The organism is Stenotrophomonas sp. YJH_SMC_25, assembly GCF_059369595.1.
On record NZ_JCAFSV010000006.1, the window covers coordinates 200057 to 223483 of the forward strand.

The window sequence follows — 23427 nt, forward strand, 5'->3', positions numbered from 1 at the left end:
GCTTTAGGGCCGCCAGCGGTCCGATGGTGAGGTAGCGCGGACACGGTTTGAACAAGTTTCAGGTTTCCGCCGGAGTAGCTCAGTTGGTAGAGCACGTCATTCGTAATGATGGGGTCGTAGGTTCGATTCCTATCTCCGGCACCACCTAAAGGTGAGAAGGGCAGCCCACAAGGCTGCCCTTCTTGCTTTGCAGGGGACGGTATCCTCGACAGGCATCCTTGCCAGCCTTATGCTTCCACCCAACGTGTAAAGATGGGGCGAGGTGCGTTCGGTGAGCTTGAGCATCGAGGAAAAGCAAGAGTTGTTGAGGGCATTGGATGGATTGACCAACTCTCAGCAACGGCGCATCCAAGAGACCATCTTGGCCTACGCGCGCTCGCGGCGATTTTGGCGGCGGCCGGATTCTGACCTTGTCACTGATGTTGTTCTCGACGACCTAGGCGACAGGTTGCTGACCCACCATGCGAGCAGCCGTCAAGCACTGAGCAAGGATCGGTTCGAATACGCGCTGGAGGCTTCGCTCAATGCGGCAGGCATCGAGGCGGCCTTGGAGAAGAACCCGACCAACCGTGGCCATGACATCACCATCAATGGAGTACCTGTCAATCTCAAGACCCAGGCGAACGCGGCCATCCGTGAGGACCGCATCCACGTTAGCAAATGGATGGAGCTCGGCCGTGGTGAGTGGGACATTGACTTCCAGCGCCAACAGTTTTTGACGCACCTCAACGGCTACGACCGCATCTTTACCATGCGTTGCTTGAGCAAAGAGCTGGAGCACGTGAGGTACGAGCTGGTCGAAATTCCGAAGAGTCTGCTGCTGGAAAGCGCGACTGCCCCGATTGAACACATGGCGAATTCGACGCAGTCACTCATCCCGGCATACGTCAAGGTCAGGGACGCGACAGGAGGCATCAAGTTCGAGCTCTACTTCGATGCCGGCGGTGAGAGGAAGTTGCAGGTGAAGAACATCCGTAAGGACCTCTGCCGGGTTCATGCCACATGGGCGTTCGGTCGGGATATTGCTGCCTGAGGGCGCTCCCTTCAAGCGAGCTGCGCCGTAGTATTTGGATCATCACCGGATGACTATTGAGAGTTGATTTTGACTAAGAAGCTGGGTGTAGTGGATCTCTTTTCGGGCGCCGGAGGCATGAGCTGCGGTTTCAAGCGCCACGGCGCCTTCCAGATCATCGGGGCAGCTGACCTAGAGGTTGCAAAGCCTAGCTACGGCGTGGGCGCGACGAACTGCAATGCCACATACGAGCACAACCACGGCCTGCGCCCCGCCAATGTCAATCTCGCTACTACGGGGCCGGAAGAACTAGCAGAACATTTTGGGTTCACCCCAGAGGATGTGGATGTTCTCATCTCGTGCGCGCCTTGCACTGGGTTCAGCCAAAAACAGGCTCGAAACCATGTAAATGATGATGCGAGGAATCAACTCGTGCGGCGGACCGCCCTGTTTGCAGCGGTCTGGAGGCCTCGCTACATCCTCATGGAAAACGTCAAAGAGCTGCTGAGTGGCCGGCACCGTCACCATTTTGAGGGGCTATACAAAGACCTGACCGAGCTGGGCTACGAGGTCTTTGCGGAGGTGCATGACCTCTCCGAATTTGGGCTTCCTCAACGGCGGCTCAGAGCATTGGTTGTCGCCAAGCTCGGGGGCCGTCTTGTCCCCATGCTTCGTCCTGCGCCTAGGGTTCGCACTGTCCGGGATGCAATCGGCCATCTACCTCGACTTGAAGCGGGCGAAACTCACCCAGATGACCCCATGCACGTCTGCCCCACGATGAACGACGTCACTCGTGCCCGAATGCAAGCGATCCCCAAAGACGGTGGTAGCTGGATAGACATACCTGAAGACAAGGCCCATCTTAGAATCCCCAGCATGAACGTCGAAAAGCCTGGCTCATACCCAGACGTGTACGGCCGCCTCGCTTGGGATAAGCCTGCGCCGACTGTGACGCGTGAGTGCAGCTCTCCAGGAAATGGCCGCTACACACATCCCGAGCAAGACAGATTGTTGTCGGTTCGCGAGATGTCGTTGCTCCAAGGCTATCCCGAGGACTATGTATTCCTCGGCTCGCTCTCATCGAAGTATCGCCAGATTGGTGACGCGGTTCCGCCCTTAGTCAGCGCGATGCTGGCCGAGGCTGTCGCATCAGACGCATTAGGTGAAGCGTCGACAGGCGTGGAACATCTGCAAGTCCGGGGACAGCTCGCTCTGAGTGTCTGAGCTCCTCAGAGGTTTGTAGGAATCTGCGCTCGGAGTAGCCGCACGGTCTCACCAGGTGGCCCGTGGCGCGTCCGGGGCCGCGCGGCCTGATACCGAGCAGCCCGGACCGCGTCGCGCCGCACGGGCTCACCGGGGAGCCCGGACAAAGTGTTGGTGTCGGCGCGAGAGTCGGGCCGGTACTATGTGAACTAATCGGGCTGGCGACCAGGCCTGCCCGAGGATCGCCGGCAATGGCTATGGCGGTCAGAAGTGCTTTCGGTGGCAAGAACAGCCGAGGCCAGCCCAGCGTGACGAGCCAGGCAGCCCATCTCTGCGACGCACAGCAGGCCCAGTCCCCCGGCGGCATGCCGCCGCCGCGGGAGCCCTGGAGATGGAGCACGCCTGTGACTACCCCCTACGAACCCAAGAAGCTCTCCCCCGAGGAGATGGCGGAGCTGCATGCGCTCCCCGACGACGCGCTGGCGACCGCCCAGGAGGCGGCCGCGTTCCTGCGCCTGAAGTACAACACCCTGTCGTGGTACCGCTGCAACGGCGGAGGCCCGAAGTACACCCGCGTCGGACCGAAGCTGATCCGCTACCGCATGGGCGACCTGCGCGAGTACGCGAAGGGCCAGCCGATGGGCGAGGGAATGCGGAAGGTCGGCGCCGCGATGCTGGCGGCTCGCACCGCCAAGGCGGAGGGCTGACCGATGGCCGCACAAGAAAACGCCCACGGCGTGCTAGACCGTGGGCGCAAGGTTACAACCGACCGGGAGACGGAGCCTGCCAGAGCTCACGGGATCAATGATGCCGTGGGGCGCAGCTCGCCGACGCCGTCATTCGACGTCGATGGTCTGATCCGCGCGGGCCTCACGCTGATCCCGCTCCACAGGTGGGACGCGCGAGACGAAAAGGGTCGCCAGCGCGGCAAGTCGCCGCGCGACGGCGCCTGGCAGGCCAGGGACTACGACAGCCGCGAGGTGGTGGAGCAGGCGCGCCGCGACGGCCGCAACGTGGGCGTGCGCTTGCCGCCGACGTGGATGGTGCTCGACGTGGACCCGCGCAACTTCGGAGGAAAGGACGACCCCGACAACGCCGCCGGACGCGACCCGCTGGCCGAGCTGGTGCGGGACGCGCGCATCGACCTGTCCGCGTGCCCGCACGTCGTCACCGGATCGGGCGGGCACCACTACTACTTCCGCAAGCCCGCCGACGTGCAGCTCCTCGACAGCCTGGAGACCTACCCCGGCGTGGAGTTCAAGAGCCAGGGGCGCCAGGTAGTGGCCCCCGGCTCCGTGCACCCGAACGGCAGGCGCTACGAGTGGGACGACCTGGCGCCGTTCCCCGAGGAGGCGCCGCAGGTGCCCGACGCGCTGCTGCGCCTGACGCGCCGCCCCGTGCGGGCCCACGGCGAGGCGGCCGGGCTCGGCGAGCTCACGCCGGAGATGCTGGCCGCCTCCCTTGAGCACCTGGACCCCTGCGACTTCCAGGACCACGACTCGCAGTGGCTGCCGCTGATGATGGCCTGCCACCACGCCACCGCGGGCGAGGGGCGTCAGGAGTTCATCGACTGGAGCACGCAGGACCCGAAGTACCGCGACGACGCCTGGACCATCGGCCGCAAGTGGGACTCGCTGCACGCCAGCCCGACCGGGGGACGGCGGGGCCGCCCCGTGACGGTGAAGTTCCTGCACAAGGTCGTGCAGGAGGCGGGCGGCCAGGTGGCGCGACCCGAGGCGGAGGACGACTTCGACGCGTGGGAGGACCCCGAGGACCTAGGGCGCGGCGTGGACGACGCGGCGCTGCGCGAGCCGCCGAGGGCCGAGGGCATCGCGGCCGTCATCGAGGAGATGAACGCCCGGCACTACGTCGCGCTGGACAACGGGTTCCAGGTCGTCACCGAGGAGCCGGACCCGATCTTCGACGGGCGCGTGCGCTACCAGCGCCTCTCCAAGAGCGACTTCCGATCGGCCTACGAGAACCAGCTCGTCGAGCACAACGACAAGCTGATGAGCAGGGCCGACCTCTGGCTCAGGAGCCCGCACCGCCGCACCTACAAGGGCATCATCTTCGACCCGGCGCGCGAGCAGGAGCACGAGGGCTGGCTCAACATGTGGAAGGGCTGGTCCGTCGAGCCGAGGCCCGGCGACTGGTCGCTGCTCCGCGAGCTCATCCGCGACGTGCTCACCGACGGCGACGCCGCCTCGTTCGAGTACGTGCTGAACTGGATGGCCTTCATGTTCCAGCACCCCGAGAAGGTCGCGGAGGTCGCCATCGCCTTCAAGGGCGCGAAGGGCACCGGCAAGGGCACGCTCGGCCGCGCGCTGTTCAAGCTCTCGGGCGCGAGCGGACTGCACATCAGCTCGCCCGGCCACCTCGTCGGCCGCTTCAACTCGCACCTGCAGAACTGCGTCTGCCTGTTCGCCGACGAGGCGTTCTGGGCCGGCGACAAGGCGGGCGAGGCCGTGCTGAAGCAGCTCGTCACGGAGCCGACCCTCACCTACGAGGGCAAGGGCCGAGACGCGGTGACGGGCAGGAACCACGTCCACATCGTCATGGCGTCCAACAACGAGTGGGTCGTGCCGGCCGGCATGGACGGGGAGCGCAGGTTCGCGGTGTTCAACGTCAACGAGCGGCGTCGCGGCGACAGGGAGTTCTTCAACGCCCTCAACCGCCAGCTCGACGGCGGCGGCCTCGCGGGCCTGCTGCACGAGATGCTGACCCGCGACCTGGGCGACTGGCACCCGCGCGACAGCGTGCCGCAGACCGAGGCCCTAGCCGAGCAAAAGCTCATGAGCCAGAGCGCCGAGGAGTCCTGGTGGGACGGCCTCCTGGAGGCCGGGCGCCTGCCCAACTTCCTGTGCGACCTGCCCTGGGGCTCGGAGGCCGTCGAGGTGGACAAGGACGAGCTCCACGCGGACTACGTCGCGCACGCCAGGATGCTCGGCGTGAGGCCGAAGACCAAGGCGGGGCTCGGCATGGTCATCAAGAAGAAGGCGGGGTTCGGGGACAGGCAGGTCGTCACCCACGACTGCCGCAAGACCTGGCGGTGGGTGCTGCCCAAGCTGGCGGACGCGCGCGCCATCTGGGCGAGGCGCGTGGGCCGCGGCTGAGGGCAATCTCGGCCACGGTCCGAGACGCGGCCGACCCTCCGTGACGGTGGGTCGGCCTTTTTGTCTTTGCGGATCATCCGCTTACCGGACCGAAGCACGAACGACCGAGCACACAAGCTCGTTTCGCGTTCGGCCGAGAAACGAGCCCGGAACTAAATACCTAAATGCTAAACAGCCCGACCCGGCATTTGGCATTTAGGTATTTAGTTTTTGGGTCGTTTCTTATCTGATCATATTTTTAGTCTGTGAAGTCTATGAAGAGTAAGAAAAAGCAATAAAAACAAGGCTTTTCTGAGCACGGACTGATCTCGGCAGCACGGACGGCTTCCGTGACGCCGACACCCATCAATGGTGTGACCTGAGCCTGGCCGAGCGCGGCGGGCGTGGCGACCGATGCGGGGAACGCGGCTGATCGTCCTTCCGACCGTGTGCTTCCTGTCCCTCGCGCGCGAGGAGAAGCCTCCGCCGACCGTGGCCGAGCGCGCCGCCTGATCGCACATTAGATGGTCTGGGCCGTCCAAGCCGTTGATCCGACTGCTTGAACGATGGCGTGCCTGCGCGCGTAAGCACGACACGATCACGCCGTAAGCCACTTTTCATGGAGACGGCGACCATGCCTTCTGTCCCCAACTCATTCTCGCCCGAGCGGCGCGAGGTGTTCTTCCAGGTGCTGGAGGACACGTGCTCGCCCAAGCAGGCCGCGGCAGCGGCTGGCATCAGCAGGCAGACGGCCTTCTACCACAAGGCCAACGACATCGAGTTCCGCACGCGGTGGGAGAAGGCGGTCGAGGTGGCGCTCGACTCACTCCTGGACGAGGCGTACAGGCGCGCCGCGCTCGGTTACGACGAGCCCGTGGTCCACGGCGGCAGGCTCGCCACGGTGAGGGACCCGCAGACCGGCGAGGAGAGGCCGCTCACGGTGCGCAAGCACAGCGACAGGCTCCTGGAGGTGCTGCTCAAGTTCCGCTACGGCGAGCAGATGGCGGACAGGCTGCGCGTCAAGGTCGAGGACACGGGCCTGTCGGCCGACGCCCTGCTGGCGATGCCCGCCGACGAGCGCGCCCAGCTGGTGGCGCTGCTCTCCAAGTACAACGCGGCGCGGCCGCAGGAGGAAGACGATGAGTGAGAACCTGAGCGTGGCCGAGGTCATGCAGCGCGCGGCCCAGATCGACGCCATGCTGGACGCGGTCAACGGCACCGCGCCCGATGCGGTCCAGGCGATGGGCGGGCGTGACTGCCTGGCCCGTCGCAGCGAGATGACCTGCATCGGCCCGGTGCCGCGCCTGGACGCGGGCGAGTGGGAGCTCATGTCGCTTGAGTATGAGAACCGGCGCGAGCATGGCAGCGTCAACCGGGGCCACTAACGGCCGGGCGGTCGCCGTGGAGGTGGACGGGGTCCGGTACCCATCCTCCAGGAAGGCTGCCCAGGCGCTCGGCCTGAGCGTCACGGCGGTGAACGGCCGCTGCCATTCGCCCAAGTGGCCCGGCTACCTGTGGCTCGGCGCAACCCCGGGCCGACGCGAGGTGCATGACCCTTCGACGGTTCGGATGGGTAGGGAGCTGATCGAGCCCTCCCGCTGGCCGGACGACGGCGGCGCGCTGCGCGTCACCGTGCTGGACCACAACTGCGATCCGCCTAGGCTCGTGCGCCGGGTCGGCTGGCTCCGCTGCATGTGCTGCGGGCGCTCGCACTTCTCGGAGGACGTGGCGCGCGCCCGCATGTGCCTGGACTGCGGCGGAGCTGGAGGCATGCCCAAGGGCGCGCGCCCAACCGACTGGGACTGATACCCGGCCTACGTGGTCACTTGAATCCCGCTCTGCGGAGCATGTCCTTGAGCTGTTTCTCAACTGCGGTCTTGGCTTGCGAGGTGGCCTGGCGCATCACCTCGCCGTAGGTACCGCTCGCGCCGCACCTGGAGCACTTGATCCTGTCCGACGCCTTCGGGTTCGTGGGCGTCTCGAACTTGTTGCTTCCACAGGAACACTTGACGCCGATTTGGGTGGTGCTCATTGCTGGGCCTGCGCTGGGTCGGCAACGGAGTGTTGCGGATGGAGTGAAGCCTGCTGCCGTCTCAAGGCCCGCGACCAGCTGGGCGTGCTGACATCTCATCGGCGGGCAGCGCGCCCCCAAGCCCATGATCCGCAAGCCGCAGCGGAGGTGGCAGTTATGAGGGAAACACGTCCAGAGAACGATGGCGTTCGCGCCTGGCGCTCCGCGGCACATTGCAGGCATCCGGTCAGCGCATTGGCGCGCAGACCACCCCTAGGCCGGGGATGCGCTCGTGACAGGCGACCGGAGGACCACGACCCACCGGAGCACACGAGCATGAAGATCACCCTCAGCGACACCCCGCTACTCAGCCCCCAGCAGATCGGCGAGCTCGCCTCGCAGCTGGACGTGCTGCACAAGCGCGCCCTCGCCACGATCGAGCGCCTGAACAAGGACGTCGCGGCCCGCAAGCAGCAGATCGCCGCACGCTGGAAGAGCGCGCCCGGCCTCTCCTCCGGCGACCTCGCTCGCTTCGCGCAGAACGAGACCCTCGCCACCGTCCGCGAGATCCGCGACAACTCCAGGGCCGAGCTCGACAAGATCCTCAAGGACGCCGGCGCACCGCACGCGCAGCTCGTCGGCCAGCGAGAGTTCTACGACTCCCCGGCCAAGGTCCTGGCACGCGCCGCGCTGGGCGACCCGAAACGCACCGAGTACCTCCAGCAGCTCCAGCACGCAGGCCCCGCCGAGCTCGGCCACATGGCCCAGGTCGCCGTCGGCACGTCCAACGTGGCACTCGCGTCCGCCGTGCTCTCCCTGATCGACCGGCTGCCCACCAAGGACCGGCCTGTCGGCCCCGCCGAGTTCGCGGGGGCCATGAGGCAGGACGACTACCTGAAGGTGCGGGAGTACATCAAGCTGGGCGACACTCGCCTCCAGGGCATCCTGGTGGCCATCCGTGCCTGGACCGCCGGCAAGGCGAACCCGCTCAGCACGGTCTCGCTGGCCATGCGCGAGCAGCAGATCGATCGCGCACTTATCGGGGACGACGGCGATGCGTAGGCTGGCCCACTACTCGGCGGACCACCCGGCGACCATCGCGCTCGCCGGCATGGTCTCGGCCCTTCGCACCGGCCGAGACCTCCTCGCGTCCCTGGCCGAGCGGGCCGAGGCAGCGGGCGTGCGGCCCTACTCCGAGTACTTCGACGACGCGGCCCGCCTGGCGGGCGTTCCGTACTGCCGCGCGCTGGACCTGTACGTGGACCGCGAGACCAAGCGCCGGGCCGACCGGCTGGGATACGGGCAGGCGCACCTCGCGCTCTGCTGACCGGGCAAACGCGGCCGGAACGGTGGGTGCGCAACGGGGCGATGGGTGCTCCGGCCGTGTTTCGAGGGGATGCCTCAATGGCATCCCCTTATTTTTCATGCGTTTAGGCGATTTCGCGCGCCGACGGCCAGTTAGGTGGCCCAATCCCTCGGTCTTCCCTAAGTGGTTTGCCGATCATCTTGCATAGGTATATCGTCATATGACTACTAACCAAGGGATGGAGGGTATATGGCTAACTACGCGATCGCGTTTGACTTGAATACTGTCGGCATGCGCGCTGCCGGCTTCACGAACGCTCAAATCACTCGTGTGTACCAAGTTGAAATCCCACAGGCACTGGCGACCTGCGGTTTCACTGCACACCCTCAGGGATCGCTGTATCACACCGTCAGCGATCAAGATCCAATTACCGCGTTGATGACCTTGCAAGGAGTTCTGCAAACTCAGGCCCCAAACTTCTGCGCCCATGTGAATAGGGTGCACGTATTCCGTATGGAGGAGTGGAGCGATGTCACAGCGTTGATCGCGAATCGTCCTGCCGCGTCGAGCCCGACAGCCGAGGAGGAGCTTGAAGAGCAGGACACCCTTGCTATGGCGGCTAATCAATAAGGGGGGGCTCCCGAGTCCAGCGAACCACGACCTAATGCCTACGTGCCCACCAACACGTAGGAGAACGTCATGAAGCTGGAAGGAATGCCCACCAAGGAACTGCTGGCCCTGCACAACCGGATCGCCGACAAGCGTGCTGGTCCCAAGACCTTCGCGACCCGAACCAAGCTCGTCGCCCGGATCGAGCAGGTCGCGGCCGACAAGAACATCGACTTGGTCTCGTTCGGGCAGCCGAAGAAGCCCAAGGCGACCGCGCAGCGCGCAGAGCCGAAGGTTCAGGCCGCCGAAGCGCGGGATGCCACCGAGAAGAAGCCGCGTGGCCTTGGCGTCGGCGCGCTCGCACGCGCGATCCTGATGGACCCCGCAGGCTACCCGCACGCGCTGGTGGCCGATATGGTCAACGCGCAGATCGAGGGCGCGGCGGCGACGGCTAAGTCCGTGCGCTGGTATGCCAACGACATGCGCAAGAAGGGTGTCGAGGTGCCGCCGCGTCAGAAGCACCACCCGGCTGACATGGATGAGGAGCAGTCGGCCGAGGCTCTGTCCACGGTTCGGGTGGTCGCGCCCGCGCCAACCGACGACTGACGCCGTTCTCCTGTCGTGTACGAAAAAGGGCCACCGTCACGGTGGCCCTTTCTTTTCATGCGCTTGTTCGCGATCACGTCCCGACGGTGGATTAGGTGGCCAGCCTAGGCGGCCATTCGCCCTTGGTCCATTCGAGGCCGAGCTGTTCGAGGATGTAGCGCGACGCCGTCTCCTGGTGCTTTCGCAGGTGCTCGGGGCCGACGTGGATGTAGCCCATAGTGACGTTGCTCGCGGCGTGGTTGAGCAGGTACTTCAGCTCAAGCAGCGGGACACCCGCCTGCACGGCCAGCGTTGCGAACGCGTGGCGCAAGGCGTGCCCCGTCAGTCCGTCCAGCTCGTGCTGCGCGACCTCGGCGACGTGGCCCGACTTCGACTCTGCGGGGAACAGCCACGGCGTCTTTCTGTGGAGGCGAGGGTTATCTTCGGCCCGGTGGCCGAGCAGGTCGGCGAGCGGCCCGGACAGCGGCAGGTCGAACGCTCGGGTCGATCCGCCCTTGGGCTTGGGCACGTGCAGTCGCCCGGAGGCGAGGTCCAGGTCGGATGCTCGTGCCTCGCAGGCAGACGTGCGCCGCATGCCCGTGAGCACCATGAAGAGGTGCAGGTCCCGCCGCACCGGGTGGAGGCCGAGCACCGCCTTGCCCCACGCCTTGAGCCTGTCCGTCGGGGCGTCGACCTTGCGGCGCCGCAGCCCATGGTAGTCCACGTTCCCGCAGGGGTTCGGCGGCAGGTCGGGGTGCTCGCGCAGGCCCCGGTTGTACACGGCTCTGAAGATGCGGAAAGCGTTGTCCGCCGAGGGCGCGCCGTGCCGCTCGGTGATGCGGCGGTGCCTGTCGCGCACGCCCGAGCGGTCCGCGCCGAGCTCGGCCAGCGGGCGGTCGAGCCAGTCGGACAGGTACTGCTCGCAGTTGTAGTGGTAGTCGTCCTTGGTCCTCGGGGACAGCGGCTTGGCCGCCAAGTGGAGGTCGAGCGCCTCGCGCAGGGTGATCCCGCGCGCACGCGCCCGGCGGCGCTCCTCGTTCGGGTTGGTGCCGCCCCGCATGCCGACCAGCGTCTGCCGGGCGGCGTCTCGGGCCTGCTTGGCGTCCATCGCCGGGTGGTCGCCCAGCTTCGTCCTGACTTGCCGGCCGTTGACGAGAGACTGGACGTAGAAGCTGCGCTTGGTGGGGGTGACGATGAGGTAGAACCCCCTCATCTCGGTGTCGGCGTACAGGGCCGACTTGCCCGGCTCGGGCTTTGGTGCCCTCTCGACGAGGGACTGGGTGATCTTCGACTTCATGCTGGCTCCGTGGGTGGCGGGGCCACGGCACGGACACGGTTTCGCACCACAAGGTGCCGTGTTCAGACGCGCCGTAAGTGCCCCTGAAGCCTCATTAGGTCGCGGTTTTCCCTTGCTGTAAGCGCACTTAGGCCATCTGATACCAAATCATGGCAAGATGCGCGCGCAGCGATTCGTAATGCGTAGGTCGCAGGTTCGACTCCTGTTTCCGGCACCAGTTGTAGAAAAGCCCCGGCCTTGGTCGGGGCTTTTTTTATGCTCTGGTAGTGCCGGCCGCTGGCCGGCAACCCCAGGAGTGCCAGCCCATGGCTGGCACTCCGCGATTTCTGAGTCTCGCGATCTACCCGCCCCTCCGGCTTCCCAGGCGCTTGGCTCCTTGCACAGTTCCTGACCTGGCAACTGCAGCCGGTCATTCCTGTGCTATGAATACCCAGCCTTGCTTCAAGGCTCTTTCAGAGATTGGAAGGATGCGCAGGTTCGGGGGAACTGCAGGCGGCGTGTTTACCCGCTTCAGGAGATGTGGAGATCGAATTCGCAAGCTGGGGGCAACAGGCGCCTGGCTGTCCTGCGTGCTGCTGATCGGCCTTGGCCTGTCGCCATCCGCAATCGCCCAGACGACAGTCACCTACATCCACACGGACGCCTTGGGCTCGGTCGTGGCTGAGAGCGATGCCAACGGCAATGTGATCAAGCGCTATGACTACGAGCCCTACGGGGCCGTGGTCGGTGGTCAGGTCACGGACGGGCCGGGGTATACCGGGCATGTGAGCGACTCGGCAACGGGCCTGATCTACATGCAGCAGCGCTACATGGATCCGCAGTTGGGTGTGTTCCTGTCGGTTGATCCGGTCACGGCGTATGAGCAGCCGGTGGGGCAGTTCAACCGGTATAGGTATGCGAACGGGAATCCTTACAGGTTCACGGATCCAGATGGGCGAATCGTCAAGTACGCATTTGAAGGCGGAGCGACGCTGCGTGATGGTGCTGCCGTGCTCAACCATTGGATGAAGTCAGAAACCATCAGCTCTGAACTGAAGCAGATTCTCCTATCCGATGAGACCTACACCATACAGTTCAATCGCAATGGTGATTTTGGATATGACGAGAACAAAAGAATCATCAGCATTGATGTCACCTCTGGACTTCGCGTCAAATCCTCCGGGGAGATCCAGTCTCCTGCTCTGGGGGGCGGTCACGAGGTGAGCCATGCTGCCCAGCATGATCGGGTTGGATTGTCCGCTTTCCAGGCTTCGCTTGTTGCGCCACAGTCCAACTCGGAGAGCAACGGCGTGATGCAGATCCGAGTCGGCGTATCTTCGGAGAAGGCGCGGGCTACGGGGGTGGAGACCCGGGCCGCGCGTGAGCTGGGGGAGCCTGCCCGGAAGAGCTACAGCGACACGAACGGCACGGTTAATGTCTGCTCCCCCACCAGCAATCGGGAGTGTTGAATGAACCGCGTTCTGATGCTTGCGTTGGCCTTGTCCAGTGCCTCATGTCGCGCCGGTGAGGAGCTCCCTGGGCCTTGCCAGGCGGCAAGCAGTCCGGTGGAGTCCATTGCGCCGGTCGTTCCCGCCGCGACTGAGATGCAGGTGCGTGGCTCTGTCGTGGCGACCGTCGTCGTTGAAGAGGATGGGCGGGTGACAAATCCCGTCATCACGCGGTCACAGTTTGAAGCGCTGGACCGGGGGAGGGTCGACAATGCTGCTTATGAGCGCGCAGCCTTGGTTGCCGTGGCGAAGTGGCGTTTCCCTCCGGTCCCATCCCGCTGCACCAGGAAGGTCACATTCGATTTCCAACGTCTGGATTGAATGAGCCCGGTCAACCTGCTGAAACAGCAACGGCAGCGAGCAGGTGTTGAAGACCCTCATCGAGGACGACAAGAGGAAATGATCATGCGGATTGCTTCTTCAGTCGTCATTCTGGCCGCCTCGCTGCCGGCTGCAGCATCCGCTGCGCCACCTGTCTCTGTGCCGCAGGCCTGCGCGCCGACCTACTGCATTGAGGTCGGAGCCACGTTGCCCGACCGGCCGGTGACGATCCGGGTTGAATCGACGGTTCCCGCAGACGCCTCGACGACAACGGTGGACATGGGGCGTGGATTTTCAATTGGCTTCCATTCCCGGTATGTCGAATGGAAAGCCGGGCGAATGGGCCTTCCGCCCGCGCGATGGACACCAGGCAAAGCCAAGGCGAGCGCGGCAGCTTGCCTGAAGTGTGGCGCGCCGGGCTGGAATGAAGTCATGGGCATTGCCATGACCGGCATCCCCGAAGACTATGGCAATGACCTTTCCGGTATCAGTGTCTGCTTTTGGCCGCTTGATCGTTCATCGGCAGGGCACGGGGACGGCAAGTCCCTGCGCCTTGGGGAGAAGGTCTGCATCGCAGATCCGGCCCCGAGGCGCTGAGCAGCACGTCTGCGCGGAGTGCTGTCTCAATAGGCAAGGTCGAAATAGTAGATCTTCTTTGCTCCGAACACGCCGCAACCTTCGCTGGTGAGTGCGTGGAAGCCGATCGGTGTCCGCGATGACGCCGCCGACAGGATGGCCGCGTACTTTTCCCGTCCGGATTTGTCGCTGGCAAGATCGATTGTCCAGCGCCCGTCGGAAGCACACTCGTTGTTGGTGGGCTGGCCTTCCAGCCACACGGAAACGAACGTGGATTCGACAACCAGTTTGGTGATTTTTCCGGTCTGGTGTGTATCGGCCCATGCGCTGCCGGACAGCAGCAGTGCACCGAGTGTGATAGCGAGCTGTTTCATGTCTTCCCTGCAGGCCCGGGGCATCAAGCCCTATATATAGCGCAGCAGGTGCCGGATCTGATGAGCACGAGCATCACCAGTTGCCGCAGATAGCCGCCGATCACCCCGGCCAGCACCCCGGCCGCGATCCGCATGGCCAGCCGGAACCATCGCCCGGCGCGTTCCCGCAGCCAGGGCAGTACCACCGTTACCTGTGCAGCCAGCAGCAACATCACCACATCCATCCCCAGTGCATCGATCAGCGACAGCAGCGGCAGCAGGTCGGGATTGCAGGCCAGTACAAGCAACAACACGCTGCACAGCAGCGCGAAGGCGCGGCGCCCGGTGGGCAGGGTGGTCCAGCGCAGTAAACGATCAATCAGGGGCATGAATCTTCTGCTCCTTGTCAGAGCGGTGCTCGCAGGCGGTCATTCCGCGCGGACGGGCTGCCGCAGCACGGTCTTCAACCGCGCCGCGTCGGTCCTGCGCGGGTCGCTCAGGTAGATCTCATGATGGGGGCCGGCAAAGGTGTAACCCAGTGCGGGCATCAGTTCGTCGTGCAGATGGGCCAGGGCCGGACCCTCGTCATCGTAGGCGCCTACATGCAGCGTCTGCAGGCAGAGGCCTTCTTCGAGAATTTCGTGGCGAAGGCTGGCTGGAACGTCGCCCAGTTTCTTCGCCGCCTTGGCAATGGCAGCCTCCAACTGCGCTGGACTGATCCCATCCGGCGTGCGGATCATCGCCGTCCACCTCCACTCATCCTTGCGGCGTGCCACAAAGCTCGACGGATCCTCGGCGGTCCAAAGCGCTTCCAGCGGTGGCACCACGTAGTCCTGGCCCCCGGCCTTCAGGGCGAACTTCAATGCATAGCTCACCGAGTACAGCCATTGCACCGCCTGCAGGTAGGCCGGGGCGGTGTTCGGGTCGCCGCGGCCATCGACCATCAGGTAGGGCAGGGGCGGTACATCGACCGGTACGAACTGGCCGGTGGGCGGGTGATAGAGTGCCCGGTCGCGCTTCTTGAAGTCGATCTTGTCCATCGGGGTCTTCCTCCTGTGCCGAGCATCCCATGCTAGGCACCCGTCAGCACGCCTGAACCGATTCAGGTGACTTTGCCGAACGAGGGCGAACGGCCCGCGAACGTCCAGGGCCGGAATGCCGCCCTGGGTCATGCGCCCCGTCATGCCCGCGCGGTGCGACAACGTGTCGCAGCCAGAATCGGGCCTTTCCTGCGCTCGATCAATGTCAATGCCTTTCTTAAATGGTGGGTGACGGCCTAAAATTGAAAGGCTGACTCGACCCACCTCCCTACCTGTCTTCCGGACCGGTGGGACCGGCTTTGGCCGGAACAGGCAGGACGGGGAACGGCATTCCCTCGCAATTGGATCGACCGATGATTCCGTTGAAAACCCTTGGGCGCTGGTTGCGCCCGGGCCTGCTGCTGTCGTTGCTGGTGATGCTCACCGGCTGCGATGCCGTGGCCATCCTCAGTCCGAAGGGCCAGATCGGCCAGGATGAGAAGACCCTGCTGATCACGGCCACCGTGCTCATGCTGCTGGTCGTCATCCCGGTCATCATCATGACCCTGACCTTCGCGTGGAAGTATCGCGCCTCCAACACCAAGGCCCGTTACGAGCCGAAGTGGTCCCACTCGACGGCGATCGAGGTGGTGGTGTGGTCCATTCCCTGCATGATCGTGCTGGTGCTGGCGGTCCTGACCTGGCGTTCGTCGCACGCGCTGGACCCGTATCGTCCGCTGGAATCGGACGTCAAGCCGGTCACCATCGAGGCGATCTCGCTGGACTGGAAGTGGCTGTTCATCTATCCGGAAGAGAAGGTGGCGGTCGTCAACGAAATCAAGTTCCCGGTCAACACGCCGCTGAACTTCAAGATCACGTCCGATTCGGTGATGAATGCCTTCTTCATCCCGCACCTGGGCAGCATGATCTACTCGATGGCTGCGATGGAGACCAAGCTCCACCTGATCGCCAACGAGACCGGTGAATTCCCGGGCATGTCCTCGCACTACAGTGGCGCAGGCTTCGCCAAGATGCACTTCACCGCCTACTCGGTCACCGATGCCGAATACCGCCAGTGGCTGGACCAGGTCCGTGCCGGTGAGCAGACCCTGGACAAGGCCTCGTTCAAGGCCCTGGGTGAAGCACGCAACGCCGAGTGGTATCCGGTCACCTACTTCGGCAAGACCGAAGAAGGCCTGTTCGACTGGGTCATCGCCAAGCACATGGGCGACAACAAGCATTACGGCATGAAGCACTCGCACGCCGGTGCCGCCGCTGCCGATGCCGCCAGCCATGAAGCGCACGAGGGGCATGCCCCCAGTGACGCGCATGATTCCAAGGAATCGGGTGAAAACCTGGATGCCACCGAACACGAACACGCTGGCCATGCTGGCCACGCGGGTTCGGGAGAATGAACATGTTGGGAAAACTCTCTCTTGAGTCGATCCCCCACGATCCGATCGTGCTGACCACCCTGGTCGGCGCGGTGCTGGGTGGCCTGGGCGTCATGGCCCTGATCACCAAGTTCAAGCTGTGGGGCTATCTGTGGAAGGAGTGGTTCACCTCGGTGGATCACAAGAAGATCGGCGTGATGTACCTCATCGTCGCCTTCATCATGCTGCTGCGCGGCTTCTCCGACGCGATCATGATGCGTACCCAGCAGGCGCTTGCCGTCGGCGGGTCCGAGGGTTACCTGCCGCCGCACCACTACGACCAGATCTTCACCGCCCACGGCGTGATCATGATCTTCTTCGTGGCGATGCCGCTGATCACCGGCCTGATGAACCTGGCCGTGCCGCTGCAGATCGGTGCGCGCGACGTCGCGTTCCCGTTCGTCAACTCGCTCAGCTTCTGGCTGTTCGTGTCGGGCGCTGTGCTGATCATGCTGTCGCTGTGGATCGGTGAGTTCGCTGCCACCGGCTGGCTGGCGTTCCCGCCGTTGTCGGGCATCGAATACAGTCCAAGCGTCGGCATGGACTACTACATCTGGGGTCTACAGGTCGCAGGCCTGGGTACCACGCTGAGCGGTATCAACTTCTTCATCACCATCCTGAAGATGCGTACCCCCAGCATGAAGCTGATGCAGATGCCGGTGTTCACCTGGACCGCCCTGGTGACCAACGTGCTGATCGTCGCTGCCTTCCCGGTGCTGACCATCACCCTGGTGCTGCTGACCCTGGATCGTTACCTGGGTACGCACTTCTTCACCAATGACGGTGGCGGCAACGCCATGCTGTACATCAACCTGATCTGGATCTGGGGTCACCCGGAGGTGTACATCCTGGTCCTGCCGGCGTTCGGTGTGTTCTCCGAAGTCATCGCGACCTTCTCGCGCAAGGCGCTGTTCGGCTACAAGGGCATGGTCTACGCCACCGCCTGCATCGGCGTGCTGTCGTTCATCGTGTGGCTGCACCACTTCTTCACCATGGGCTCGGGTGCCAACGTCAATGCCTTCTTCGGCATCACGACGATGATCATCTCGATCCCGACCGGCGTGAAGATCTTCAACTGGCTGTTCACCATGTTCCGCGGCCGCGTGCACTTCACCACCCCGGTGCTGTGGACCATCGGCTTCATGGTCACCTTCGTCATCGGCGGCATGACCGGCGTGATGCTGGCGATCCCGGCCATCGACTTCGTGCTGCACAACAGCCTGTTCCTGATCGCCCACTTCCACAACGTCATCATCGGCGGCGTGGTGTTCGGCATGTTCGCCGGCATCACCTACTGGTGGCCGAAGATGTTCGGCTTCCGCCTCAACGAGTTCTGGGGCAAGTGCGCGTTCTGGTGCTGGTTCATCGGCTTCTACGTGACCTTCATGCCGATGTACGTGCTGGGCTTCATGGGCATGACCCGTCGCCTGCAGAGCACCGTCAACCCGGCCTACGAGCCGCTGCTGCTGATTGCCGCCGCAGGTGCCTTCATCGTGGGTGCCGGCATCCTGTGCCAGATCATCCAGGTGGCCGTGTCGATCCGCGACCGCAAGAAGACCGTCGACCTGACCGGCGACCCGTGGGATGCCCGTACGCTGGAGTGGGAAACCTCTTCGCCGCCGGCCTTCTACAACTTCGGCACCCTGCCGGAAGTCACCGAGCTGGACGATTTCTGGGAACGCAAGCAGCGTGGTGAAGCCTGGCCGAAGCCGGCCAAGTACACCGACATCCACATGCCGCGCAACACCGGCACGGGCGTTGTCATCGGTGCCTTCAGCCTGGTGTTCGGCTTCGCGATGATCTGGCACATCTGGTGGCTGGCCATCGTCGGCTTCGTCGGCATGATCGCCACGTTCATCTACCGCACCTTCGACCAGGACGTGGACTACTGGGTCCCGGCCGCCGAGGTGGAACGCATCGAGAACGAACACCGCAAGCACCTGGAAGCCCAGGGCCTGGTGAAGTCGGAGCTGAAGGCATGAGCACCAATACCTCGACCCTGAGCCACGGGCACGCCGCGCATGCGGCGGCCCATGGCCATGACGACCACGAGCACCACGACACCGGCGGCAACACCGTCTTCGGTTTCTGGGTGTACCTGATGAGCGACTGCCTCATCTTCGCCTCGCTGTTCGCCACCTACGTGGTGCTGGCAGGCGGCACCGATGGTGGCCCCACCGCGAAGGACCTGTTCGAACTGCCGTTCGTGGCATGGGAAACCGCGCTGCTGCTGACCTCCTCGCTGACCTTCGGCCTGGGCATGATCGCCATGCACCGCAAGCAGATGGGCCAGATGTACCTGTGGCTGGGCATCACCTGGCTGCTGGGCTTCGGCTTCATGTGCATGGAAGTGTGGGAGTTCCAGCACCTGATCCACCAGGGCTACGGTCCGGACCGCAGTGCCTTCCTGTCGGCGTTCTTCGCCCTGGTCGGTACCCACGGCCTGCACGTCAGCGCCGGCCTGCTGTGGCTGCTGGTGATGTTCGTGCAGCTGAAGAAGTACGGCCTGACCCCGACCAACAAGACCCGCATGGCGTGCCTGAGCCTGTTCTGGCACTTCCTGGACCTGATCTGGATCGGCGTGTTCTCCGTCGTCTACCTCAATGGAGCCCTGTAATGGCACATGACAACCATGCACACGACCACGGCACCGGCGGCGAAAGCCATGGCACCGTGAAGTCGTACCTGATCGGCTTCGTGCTGGCGGTGGTGCTGACCGTCATCCCGTTCTGGATGGTGATGTCGGGCGATTTTTCGCGCACCGTCAACGGTGTGGTCATCGCCATCACCGCGGTGCTGCAGATGCTGGTCCACCTGGTGTTCTTCCTGCACCTGGACCGCTCTTCGGAAAGCCGCTGGAACGTCAACGCTGCGGCCTTCACCGTTGTGGTGATCGGCATCATCGTGGTCGGTACCCTGTGGGTCATGCACAACATGAACGTGCACATGATGCACTGACGTCCACGCGACGTTGCCACGCAGAAAGGCCGCCCTCGGGCGGCCTTTTTGTTTGTCGCGCCCACCGGGAATGGCACGCGCGGTGGTAGTGCCGGCCGCCGGCCGGCAATTACGGGAAGCCGGCCAGCGGCCGGCTCTAACAGGAGATCCACGCTGTACGGGGATGGGGTCAGAGCCCTTGCCTGCGGCAAGGGATCCGACCCCAAAGCCATCGGCCTCATCCCACCCGGCATGGCCGGCACAGGGGGGTAGTGCCGGCCGCTGGCCGGCAGTTGCGGGAAGCCGGCCAGCGGCCGGCTCTACCAGGATCCACGCCATGCGTGGACGGGGTCAGAGCCCTTGCCTGCAGCAAGGGATCCGACCCCAAAGCCATCGGCCTCATCCCGCCTGGCATGGCCGGCACAGGGTGGTAGTGCCGGCCGCTGGCCGGCAATTGCGGGAAGGCGGCCAGCGGCCGGCTCTACCAGGAGATCCACGCCATGCGTGGATGGGGTCTCACCCCACCCGGCGCAGGAACTCCTCGGCGTCCATTGGTCGGCCCAGGTGGTAACCCTGCAATTGATCACACCCCAGTTCGCTCAGGTACTCGCGCTGTGCCTGCGTCTCCACACCCTCTGCCACCACCTGCAGCTGCAGGGTGCGCCCCAGCGCGATGATCGACGAGACGATGGCGGCATCCTCTTCATTGCATTCCAGATCGTGCACGAACGCGCGGTCGATCTTCAGTTCGGTGGCGGGCATGCGCTTCAGGTAGAGCAGGCTGGAATAGCCCGTGCCGAAGTCGTCGATGGCAATGTGCACGCCCATCGCGGTCAGGTCGTTGAGAATCGCCAGGCTGGCGTCCACGTCCTTCATCGCCGTGGTCTCGGTGATCTCCAGGGTCAGGCACGCCGGCTCGATGCGGTGCCGTTGCAGCACCTCGCGCACACTGTCCAGCAGCGCCGGCGAGGCGAACTGCAACGGTGACAGGTTCACCGCTATCGACCATTCGGAATGTCCGGCATCGTGCCACGCGCGCAGCTGTGCACAGGCACGGTCCAGTACCCAGTCACCGATCGGCAGGATCAGACCGCTGCGTTCGGCGATGGGAATGAACACATCCGGCGCCAGCAGGCCCAGCTCGGGATGCTGCCAGCGCAGCAGCGCTTCGGCGCCGGTGGCCGGTGCGCCGGCGGCAGGGAACTTGGGCTGGTAGTGCAGCACCAGCTCGTCGCGGGCGATGGCCTTGCGCAGGTCCTGCAGCAGGCGCAGCTGGCGGTTGGCACTGAGCTGCATCGAGGGGGTGAAGAACGTATAGCCGTTCCGGCCGGTCTTCTTGGTGTGGTACATCGCCGCATCGGCGTGTGCCATCAGCTCGCGCTCGTTGCCGGCATCAGCCGGATACAGGGCGATGCCCAGGCTGGCGCTGACCTGCAGCTCGGCTGCATCCAGCAGGAACGGTTCGCCCGCCGCCGCGATGATCCGCTCGGCGACCACCACTGCATCGTCGGGAACATCGATGGCCAGCACGATCACGAACTCGTCGCCGCCGAGGCGGGCGAAGGTGTCCTGTGGCCGCAGCAGGCCGCCGATACGCTGCGCCACCGCCACCAGCAGGCGATCTCCCAGCTGGTGTCCGTACGCATCATTGACCGCCTTGAAGCCGTCCAGGTCGCAGAACATCACCGCCACCGCCTGGTTGCGCCGCCGCGCCTTCTCGATGGCCTGCTCGATGCGGTCCTGCAGCAGCATGCGGTTGGGCAGCTGGGTCAGCGGGTCGTGCAGGGCGGCCTGGATCAGCCTGTCGTTGGCGTGTGCCAGTGAATCGGCCAGCAGCCCGGTGCGCACGCGCATCTGCCGGTCGAACAGCGAGGCCACAAGGGCGATGCCCAGGGTCGCCACCGTGGTGACGATCACCAGCACCGCCAGCCAACGCGTGTCGATGCCGCCGCTGCCGACCGCGCCGCAGATGCTGCCCTCCGGGAAGCGCGCCGCGGCCATGCCGGTGTAGTGCATGCCGACGATGGCCAGGCCCATCACCAGTGAGGCGAGCAGGCGCAGGCGCGTGGTGTTGCGCTGCTCGGCACGCAGGCGGAAGGCAATCCACAGCGCCGCACCGGCGGCGCCGATGGCAACCGCGATGGAGGCAGCGAACCAGCCCGGGTGATAGTCGATGCCCGGCTGCATGCGCATCGCGGCCATGCCCAGGTAGTGCATGGTGGCAATGCCCAGGCCCATCAGCACGGCGCCGGCCAGCAGACGTCGCCAGGGCAGGCTGGACCGCGACACCAGCCACAGCGCATAGGCCGAGGCGCCGATCGACACGGCCAGCGAGTACAGGGTGATGCCGAGGTCGTAGCCGACCGGAATCGGCAGGTCGAAGGCCAGCATGCCGATGAAATGCATCGACCAGATACCCAGGCCCATCGCCGCCGCGCCGCCGGCCAGCCACCAGCGAGCCACGCGGCCCTCGGCGGTGGCCAGGCGGCCGGCCATGTCCAGCGCCGTGTACGAAGCAAGAATGGCCACCAGCAGGGAGATGGCGACCAGGCTCTGACTGTAACTGCCAGTCATGTTGAATCCAGAGGGGGAGGGAGGGGGCGCCCGCAAGGCGCACGCCCGCGACAGCTATCGGCGCGGGCAGGCGGGACTTGAGCGGTCGCAGCACCTGCGACCCGGCTCGGCTATCCTGCCACGCCTGTTCCCGTTGCTGGAAATCATCCGATGGCCAAAGCCCGCACCGCCTACGTCTGCAATGAATGCGGCGCCGAATTCAGCAAGTGGCAGGGCCAGTGCACCGAGTGCAACGCCTGGAACTCGCTGTCGGAAATCGTGCTGGAGAGCGCGGCGGCGGCCAAGGCGCCGGCGTCGCGCCGGGCGGGTTGGGCGGGCAAGATCGATCCGCCGAAGATCACCGCGCTGAAGGACGTGGAGCAGACCGAGCACCGCCGGGTCAGCACCGGCATCGGCGAGTTCGACCGCGTGCTCGGCGGTGGCCTGGTCGAGGGCGCGGTGGTGCTGGTCGGCGGTGACCCGGGCATCGGCAAGTCGACCCTGCTGCTGCAGGCAGTGGCGAAGATGGCGGCCGAACTGCCGGTGCTGTACGTCACCGGCGAGGAGTCGCTGGCGCAGGTGGCCGGCCGTGCGCACCGGCTGGAGCTGCCACTGGATGGGGTCAACGCGCTGGCCGAGACCGGCGTCGAGTCGATCCTGCAGCATGCCTCCAGGGCGGGCCCGCGGCTGATCGTGGCCGATTCGGTGCAGACCCTGTGGACCGAGAGCCTGACCGCCGCGCCGGGTTCGGTCAGCCAGGTGCGCGAGAGCGCGGCGCGGCTGGTGCGTTTCGCCAAGGAGACCGGCACCGCCGTGTTCCTGGTCGGCCACGTGACCAAGGAGGGCGGCATCGCCGGCCCGCGCGTGCTCGAACACATGGTCGATGCGGTGCTGTACTTCGAAGGCGAGAGCGGCAGCCGCTTCCGTTTGCTGCGCGCGTTCAAGAACCGCTTCGGTGCGGTCAACGAACTCGGCGTGTTCGCGATGGGGGACAAGGGCCTGAAGGAAGTCTCCAATCCATCGGCCATCTTCCTGTCCGGCGGCAGCACCCATCAGCCGGGCAGCTGCGTGATGGTCACCCGCGAGGGCACGAGGCCCCTGCTGGTGGAGGTGCAGGCACTGGTCGATGCATCGCCGCTGTCGAACCCGCGCCGTGTCGCGGTCGGCCTGGAGCAGAACCGCCTGGCCATGTTGCTGGCCGTGCTGCACCGTCACGGCGGCGTGCTGGTCGGCGACCAGGACGTGTTCGTCAATGTGGTCGGGGGTATCCGCGTACAGGAGACCGCGGCCGACCTGCCGGTGCTGCTGGCGGTGCTGTCCTCGCTGCAGGACCGGCCGCTGGCGGAAAAGACGATTGCCTTTGGCGAGGTTGGCCTGTCCGGCGAGATCCGCCCGGTGCCCAACGGCGAGGACCGCCTGCGCGAGGCGGCCACCCATGGTTTCAAGCGCGCCATCGTGCCCAAGGCCAACGCGCCCAAGGGCGGTTCGGTGAAGGGCATGGAAGTGATCGCGGTGGAGCGCCTGTCCGAGGCCATCGACGCGGCGTGATGCGCGGGGCTCTGCCTCTACAAGCGTCGTATACGGCAACGGTCAGCCTGCCTGTGCTAGTTTTTCCCGCTCGACGAAGGCGCCC

General features: G+C 64.9%; 24 protein-coding genes and 1 tRNA gene. 19 read left to right on the forward strand and 6 right to left on the reverse strand.

All coding sequences use genetic code 11. The features are described 5' to 3' along the window. Positions 1 to 68 precede the first annotated feature (68 nt). From AC5P7E_RS10585 to AC5P7E_RS10615, 7 genes are all read left to right on the forward strand, one after another. Positions 69 to 144 (forward strand) — tRNA-Thr (locus AC5P7E_RS10585). A gap of 127 nt (positions 145 to 271) precedes the next feature. Beyond that, the gene (locus AC5P7E_RS10590; protein WP_185695319.1) at positions 272 to 1033 is read left to right on the forward strand and encodes a restriction endonuclease; all 762 of its coding nucleotides are present in this window, start codon (positions 272 to 274) and stop codon (positions 1031 to 1033) included. A 69-nt stretch (positions 1034 to 1102) separates the two neighbouring features. Beyond that, positions 1103 to 2236: a DNA cytosine methyltransferase gene (locus AC5P7E_RS10595; protein ID WP_199801586.1), complete on the forward strand. Its 1134-nt coding sequence runs from the start codon at positions 1103 to 1105 to the stop codon at positions 2234 to 2236. Between the two features lie 383 nt (positions 2237 to 2619). Beyond that, on the forward strand, positions 2620 to 2922 hold the full coding sequence (locus AC5P7E_RS10600) for a helix-turn-helix domain-containing protein (protein WP_185695320.1): 303 nt from the start codon (positions 2620 to 2622) through the stop codon (positions 2920 to 2922). A gap of 3 nt (positions 2923 to 2925) precedes the next feature. Further along, complete coding sequence (locus tag AC5P7E_RS10605; protein WP_279732035.1) at positions 2926 to 5328, forward strand: bifunctional DNA primase/polymerase; 2403 nt, start codon at positions 2926 to 2928, stop codon at positions 5326 to 5328. Positions 5329 to 5941: 613 nt separating this feature from the next. Further along, complete coding sequence (locus tag AC5P7E_RS10610; protein WP_185695322.1) at positions 5942 to 6454, forward strand: hypothetical protein; 513 nt, start codon at positions 5942 to 5944, stop codon at positions 6452 to 6454. Further along, the gene (locus AC5P7E_RS10615) at positions 6447 to 6692 is read left to right on the forward strand and encodes a hypothetical protein (RefSeq protein WP_072166901.1); all 246 of its coding nucleotides are present in this window, start codon (positions 6447 to 6449) and stop codon (positions 6690 to 6692) included. Before AC5P7E_RS10610 ends, AC5P7E_RS10615 begins: the two co-directional genes overlap by 8 nt. A 437-nt stretch (positions 6693 to 7129) precedes the next feature. Here AC5P7E_RS10615 and AC5P7E_RS10620 read toward each other — a convergent pair whose 3' ends face one another. Further along, positions 7130 to 7339 (reverse strand): ECs_2282 family putative zinc-binding protein, encoded by a 210-nt coding sequence (locus AC5P7E_RS10620; RefSeq protein WP_049431438.1) that lies wholly within the window; start codon positions 7337 to 7339, stop codon positions 7130 to 7132. Positions 7340 to 7654: 315 nt separating this feature from the next. Between AC5P7E_RS10620 and AC5P7E_RS10625 the strand changes: the two genes are divergently transcribed. From AC5P7E_RS10625 to AC5P7E_RS10640, 4 genes are all read left to right on the forward strand, one after another. After that, on the forward strand, positions 7655 to 8380 hold the full coding sequence (locus tag AC5P7E_RS10625; protein ID WP_329761672.1) for a hypothetical protein: 726 nt from the start codon (positions 7655 to 7657) through the stop codon (positions 8378 to 8380). Continuing rightward, entirely contained in the window at positions 8373 to 8645 is a 273-nt protein-coding gene (locus tag AC5P7E_RS10630; RefSeq protein WP_049431444.1) for a hypothetical protein, read from the forward strand. Before AC5P7E_RS10625 ends, AC5P7E_RS10630 begins: the two co-directional genes overlap by 8 nt. Positions 8646 to 8873: 228 nt before the next feature. Further along, a complete protein-coding gene (locus tag AC5P7E_RS10635) occupies positions 8874 to 9254 on the forward strand; it encodes a hypothetical protein (RefSeq protein WP_049431447.1) in 381 nt (126 codons plus the stop codon). A 69-nt stretch (positions 9255 to 9323) separates the two neighbouring features. Beyond that, on the forward strand, positions 9324 to 9839 hold the full coding sequence (locus tag AC5P7E_RS10640; protein ID WP_049431449.1) for a hypothetical protein: 516 nt from the start codon (positions 9324 to 9326) through the stop codon (positions 9837 to 9839). Positions 9840 to 9930: 91 nt separating this feature from the next. On the opposite strand, the gene AC5P7E_RS10645 is transcribed toward AC5P7E_RS10640, so the two are convergent. Further along, the gene (locus AC5P7E_RS10645) at positions 9931 to 11115 is read right to left on the reverse strand and encodes a site-specific integrase (RefSeq protein WP_185695323.1); all 1185 of its coding nucleotides are present in this window, start codon (positions 11113 to 11115) and stop codon (positions 9931 to 9933) included. A 497-nt stretch (positions 11116 to 11612) separates the two neighbouring features. Here AC5P7E_RS10645 and AC5P7E_RS10650 point away from each other — a divergent pair, with 497 nt between their 5' ends. Genes AC5P7E_RS10650 through AC5P7E_RS10660 form a run of 3 tightly spaced genes read left to right on the forward strand, consistent with a single transcriptional unit; the run spans position 11613 to position 13520 of the window. Further along, a complete protein-coding gene (locus AC5P7E_RS10650; protein WP_414490454.1) occupies positions 11613 to 12563 on the forward strand; it encodes an RHS repeat-associated core domain-containing protein in 951 nt (316 codons plus the stop codon). Between the two features lie 15 nt (positions 12564 to 12578). Next, positions 12579 to 12923, forward strand: a complete 345-nt coding sequence (locus tag AC5P7E_RS10655) for a TonB family protein (protein WP_061201628.1) — start codon at positions 12579 to 12581, stop codon at positions 12921 to 12923. Then, the gene (locus AC5P7E_RS10660; protein WP_062606747.1) at positions 12924 to 13520 is read left to right on the forward strand and encodes a hypothetical protein; all 597 of its coding nucleotides are present in this window, start codon (positions 12924 to 12926) and stop codon (positions 13518 to 13520) included. Positions 13521 to 13546: 26 nt separating this feature from the next. Here AC5P7E_RS10660 and AC5P7E_RS10665 read toward each other — a convergent pair whose 3' ends face one another. Genes AC5P7E_RS10665 through AC5P7E_RS10675 form a run of 3 tightly spaced genes read right to left on the reverse strand, consistent with a single transcriptional unit; the run spans position 13547 to position 14892 of the window. Then, positions 13547 to 13873, reverse strand: coding sequence for a hypothetical protein (locus AC5P7E_RS10665; protein WP_005408578.1), 327 nt, complete (start codon positions 13871 to 13873; stop codon positions 13547 to 13549). 23 nt (positions 13874 to 13896) lie between these two features. Next, a complete protein-coding gene (locus AC5P7E_RS10670) occupies positions 13897 to 14241 on the reverse strand; it encodes a hypothetical protein (protein WP_062606749.1) in 345 nt (114 codons plus the stop codon). Between the two features lie 39 nt (positions 14242 to 14280). Next, the gene (locus tag AC5P7E_RS10675) at positions 14281 to 14892 is read right to left on the reverse strand and encodes a GyrI-like domain-containing protein (protein ID WP_062606751.1); all 612 of its coding nucleotides are present in this window, start codon (positions 14890 to 14892) and stop codon (positions 14281 to 14283) included. A 353-nt stretch (positions 14893 to 15245) separates the two neighbouring features. On the opposite strand from AC5P7E_RS10675, the gene cyoA reads away from it, so the two are divergent. Genes cyoA through cyoD form a run of 4 tightly spaced genes read left to right on the forward strand, consistent with a single transcriptional unit; the run spans position 15246 to position 19262 of the window. Continuing rightward, positions 15246 to 16286 carry a ubiquinol oxidase subunit II gene (gene cyoA / locus AC5P7E_RS10680; RefSeq protein ID WP_005408581.1) on the forward strand — a complete coding sequence of 347 codons (1041 nt, stop codon included), beginning with the start codon at positions 15246 to 15248 and terminating at the stop codon, positions 16284 to 16286. Between the two features lie 2 nt (positions 16287 to 16288). Further along, on the forward strand, positions 16289 to 18286 hold the full coding sequence (gene cyoB / locus AC5P7E_RS10685) for a cytochrome o ubiquinol oxidase subunit I (protein WP_032966504.1): 1998 nt from the start codon (positions 16289 to 16291) through the stop codon (positions 18284 to 18286). Further along, positions 18283 to 18921, forward strand: coding sequence for a cytochrome o ubiquinol oxidase subunit III (cyoC, locus tag AC5P7E_RS10690; protein ID WP_005408583.1), 639 nt, complete (start codon positions 18283 to 18285; stop codon positions 18919 to 18921). The genes cyoB and cyoC overlap by 4 nt, the downstream gene beginning before the upstream one ends. Next, complete coding sequence (gene cyoD / locus AC5P7E_RS10695) at positions 18921 to 19262, forward strand: cytochrome o ubiquinol oxidase subunit IV (protein WP_005408584.1); 342 nt, start codon at positions 18921 to 18923, stop codon at positions 19260 to 19262. The genes cyoC and cyoD overlap by 1 nt, the downstream gene beginning before the upstream one ends. 495 nt (positions 19263 to 19757) lie before the next feature. Here cyoD and AC5P7E_RS10700 read toward each other — a convergent pair whose 3' ends face one another. Further along, positions 19758 to 21815 (reverse strand): putative bifunctional diguanylate cyclase/phosphodiesterase, encoded by a 2058-nt coding sequence (locus AC5P7E_RS10700; RefSeq protein WP_114618559.1) that lies wholly within the window; start codon positions 21813 to 21815, stop codon positions 19758 to 19760. 150 nt (positions 21816 to 21965) lie between these two features. On the opposite strand from AC5P7E_RS10700, the gene radA reads away from it, so the two are divergent. Continuing rightward, on the forward strand, positions 21966 to 23342 hold the full coding sequence (gene radA, locus AC5P7E_RS10705; protein ID WP_005408586.1) for a DNA repair protein RadA: 1377 nt from the start codon (positions 21966 to 21968) through the stop codon (positions 23340 to 23342). Positions 23343 to 23427 lie beyond the last annotated feature (85 nt).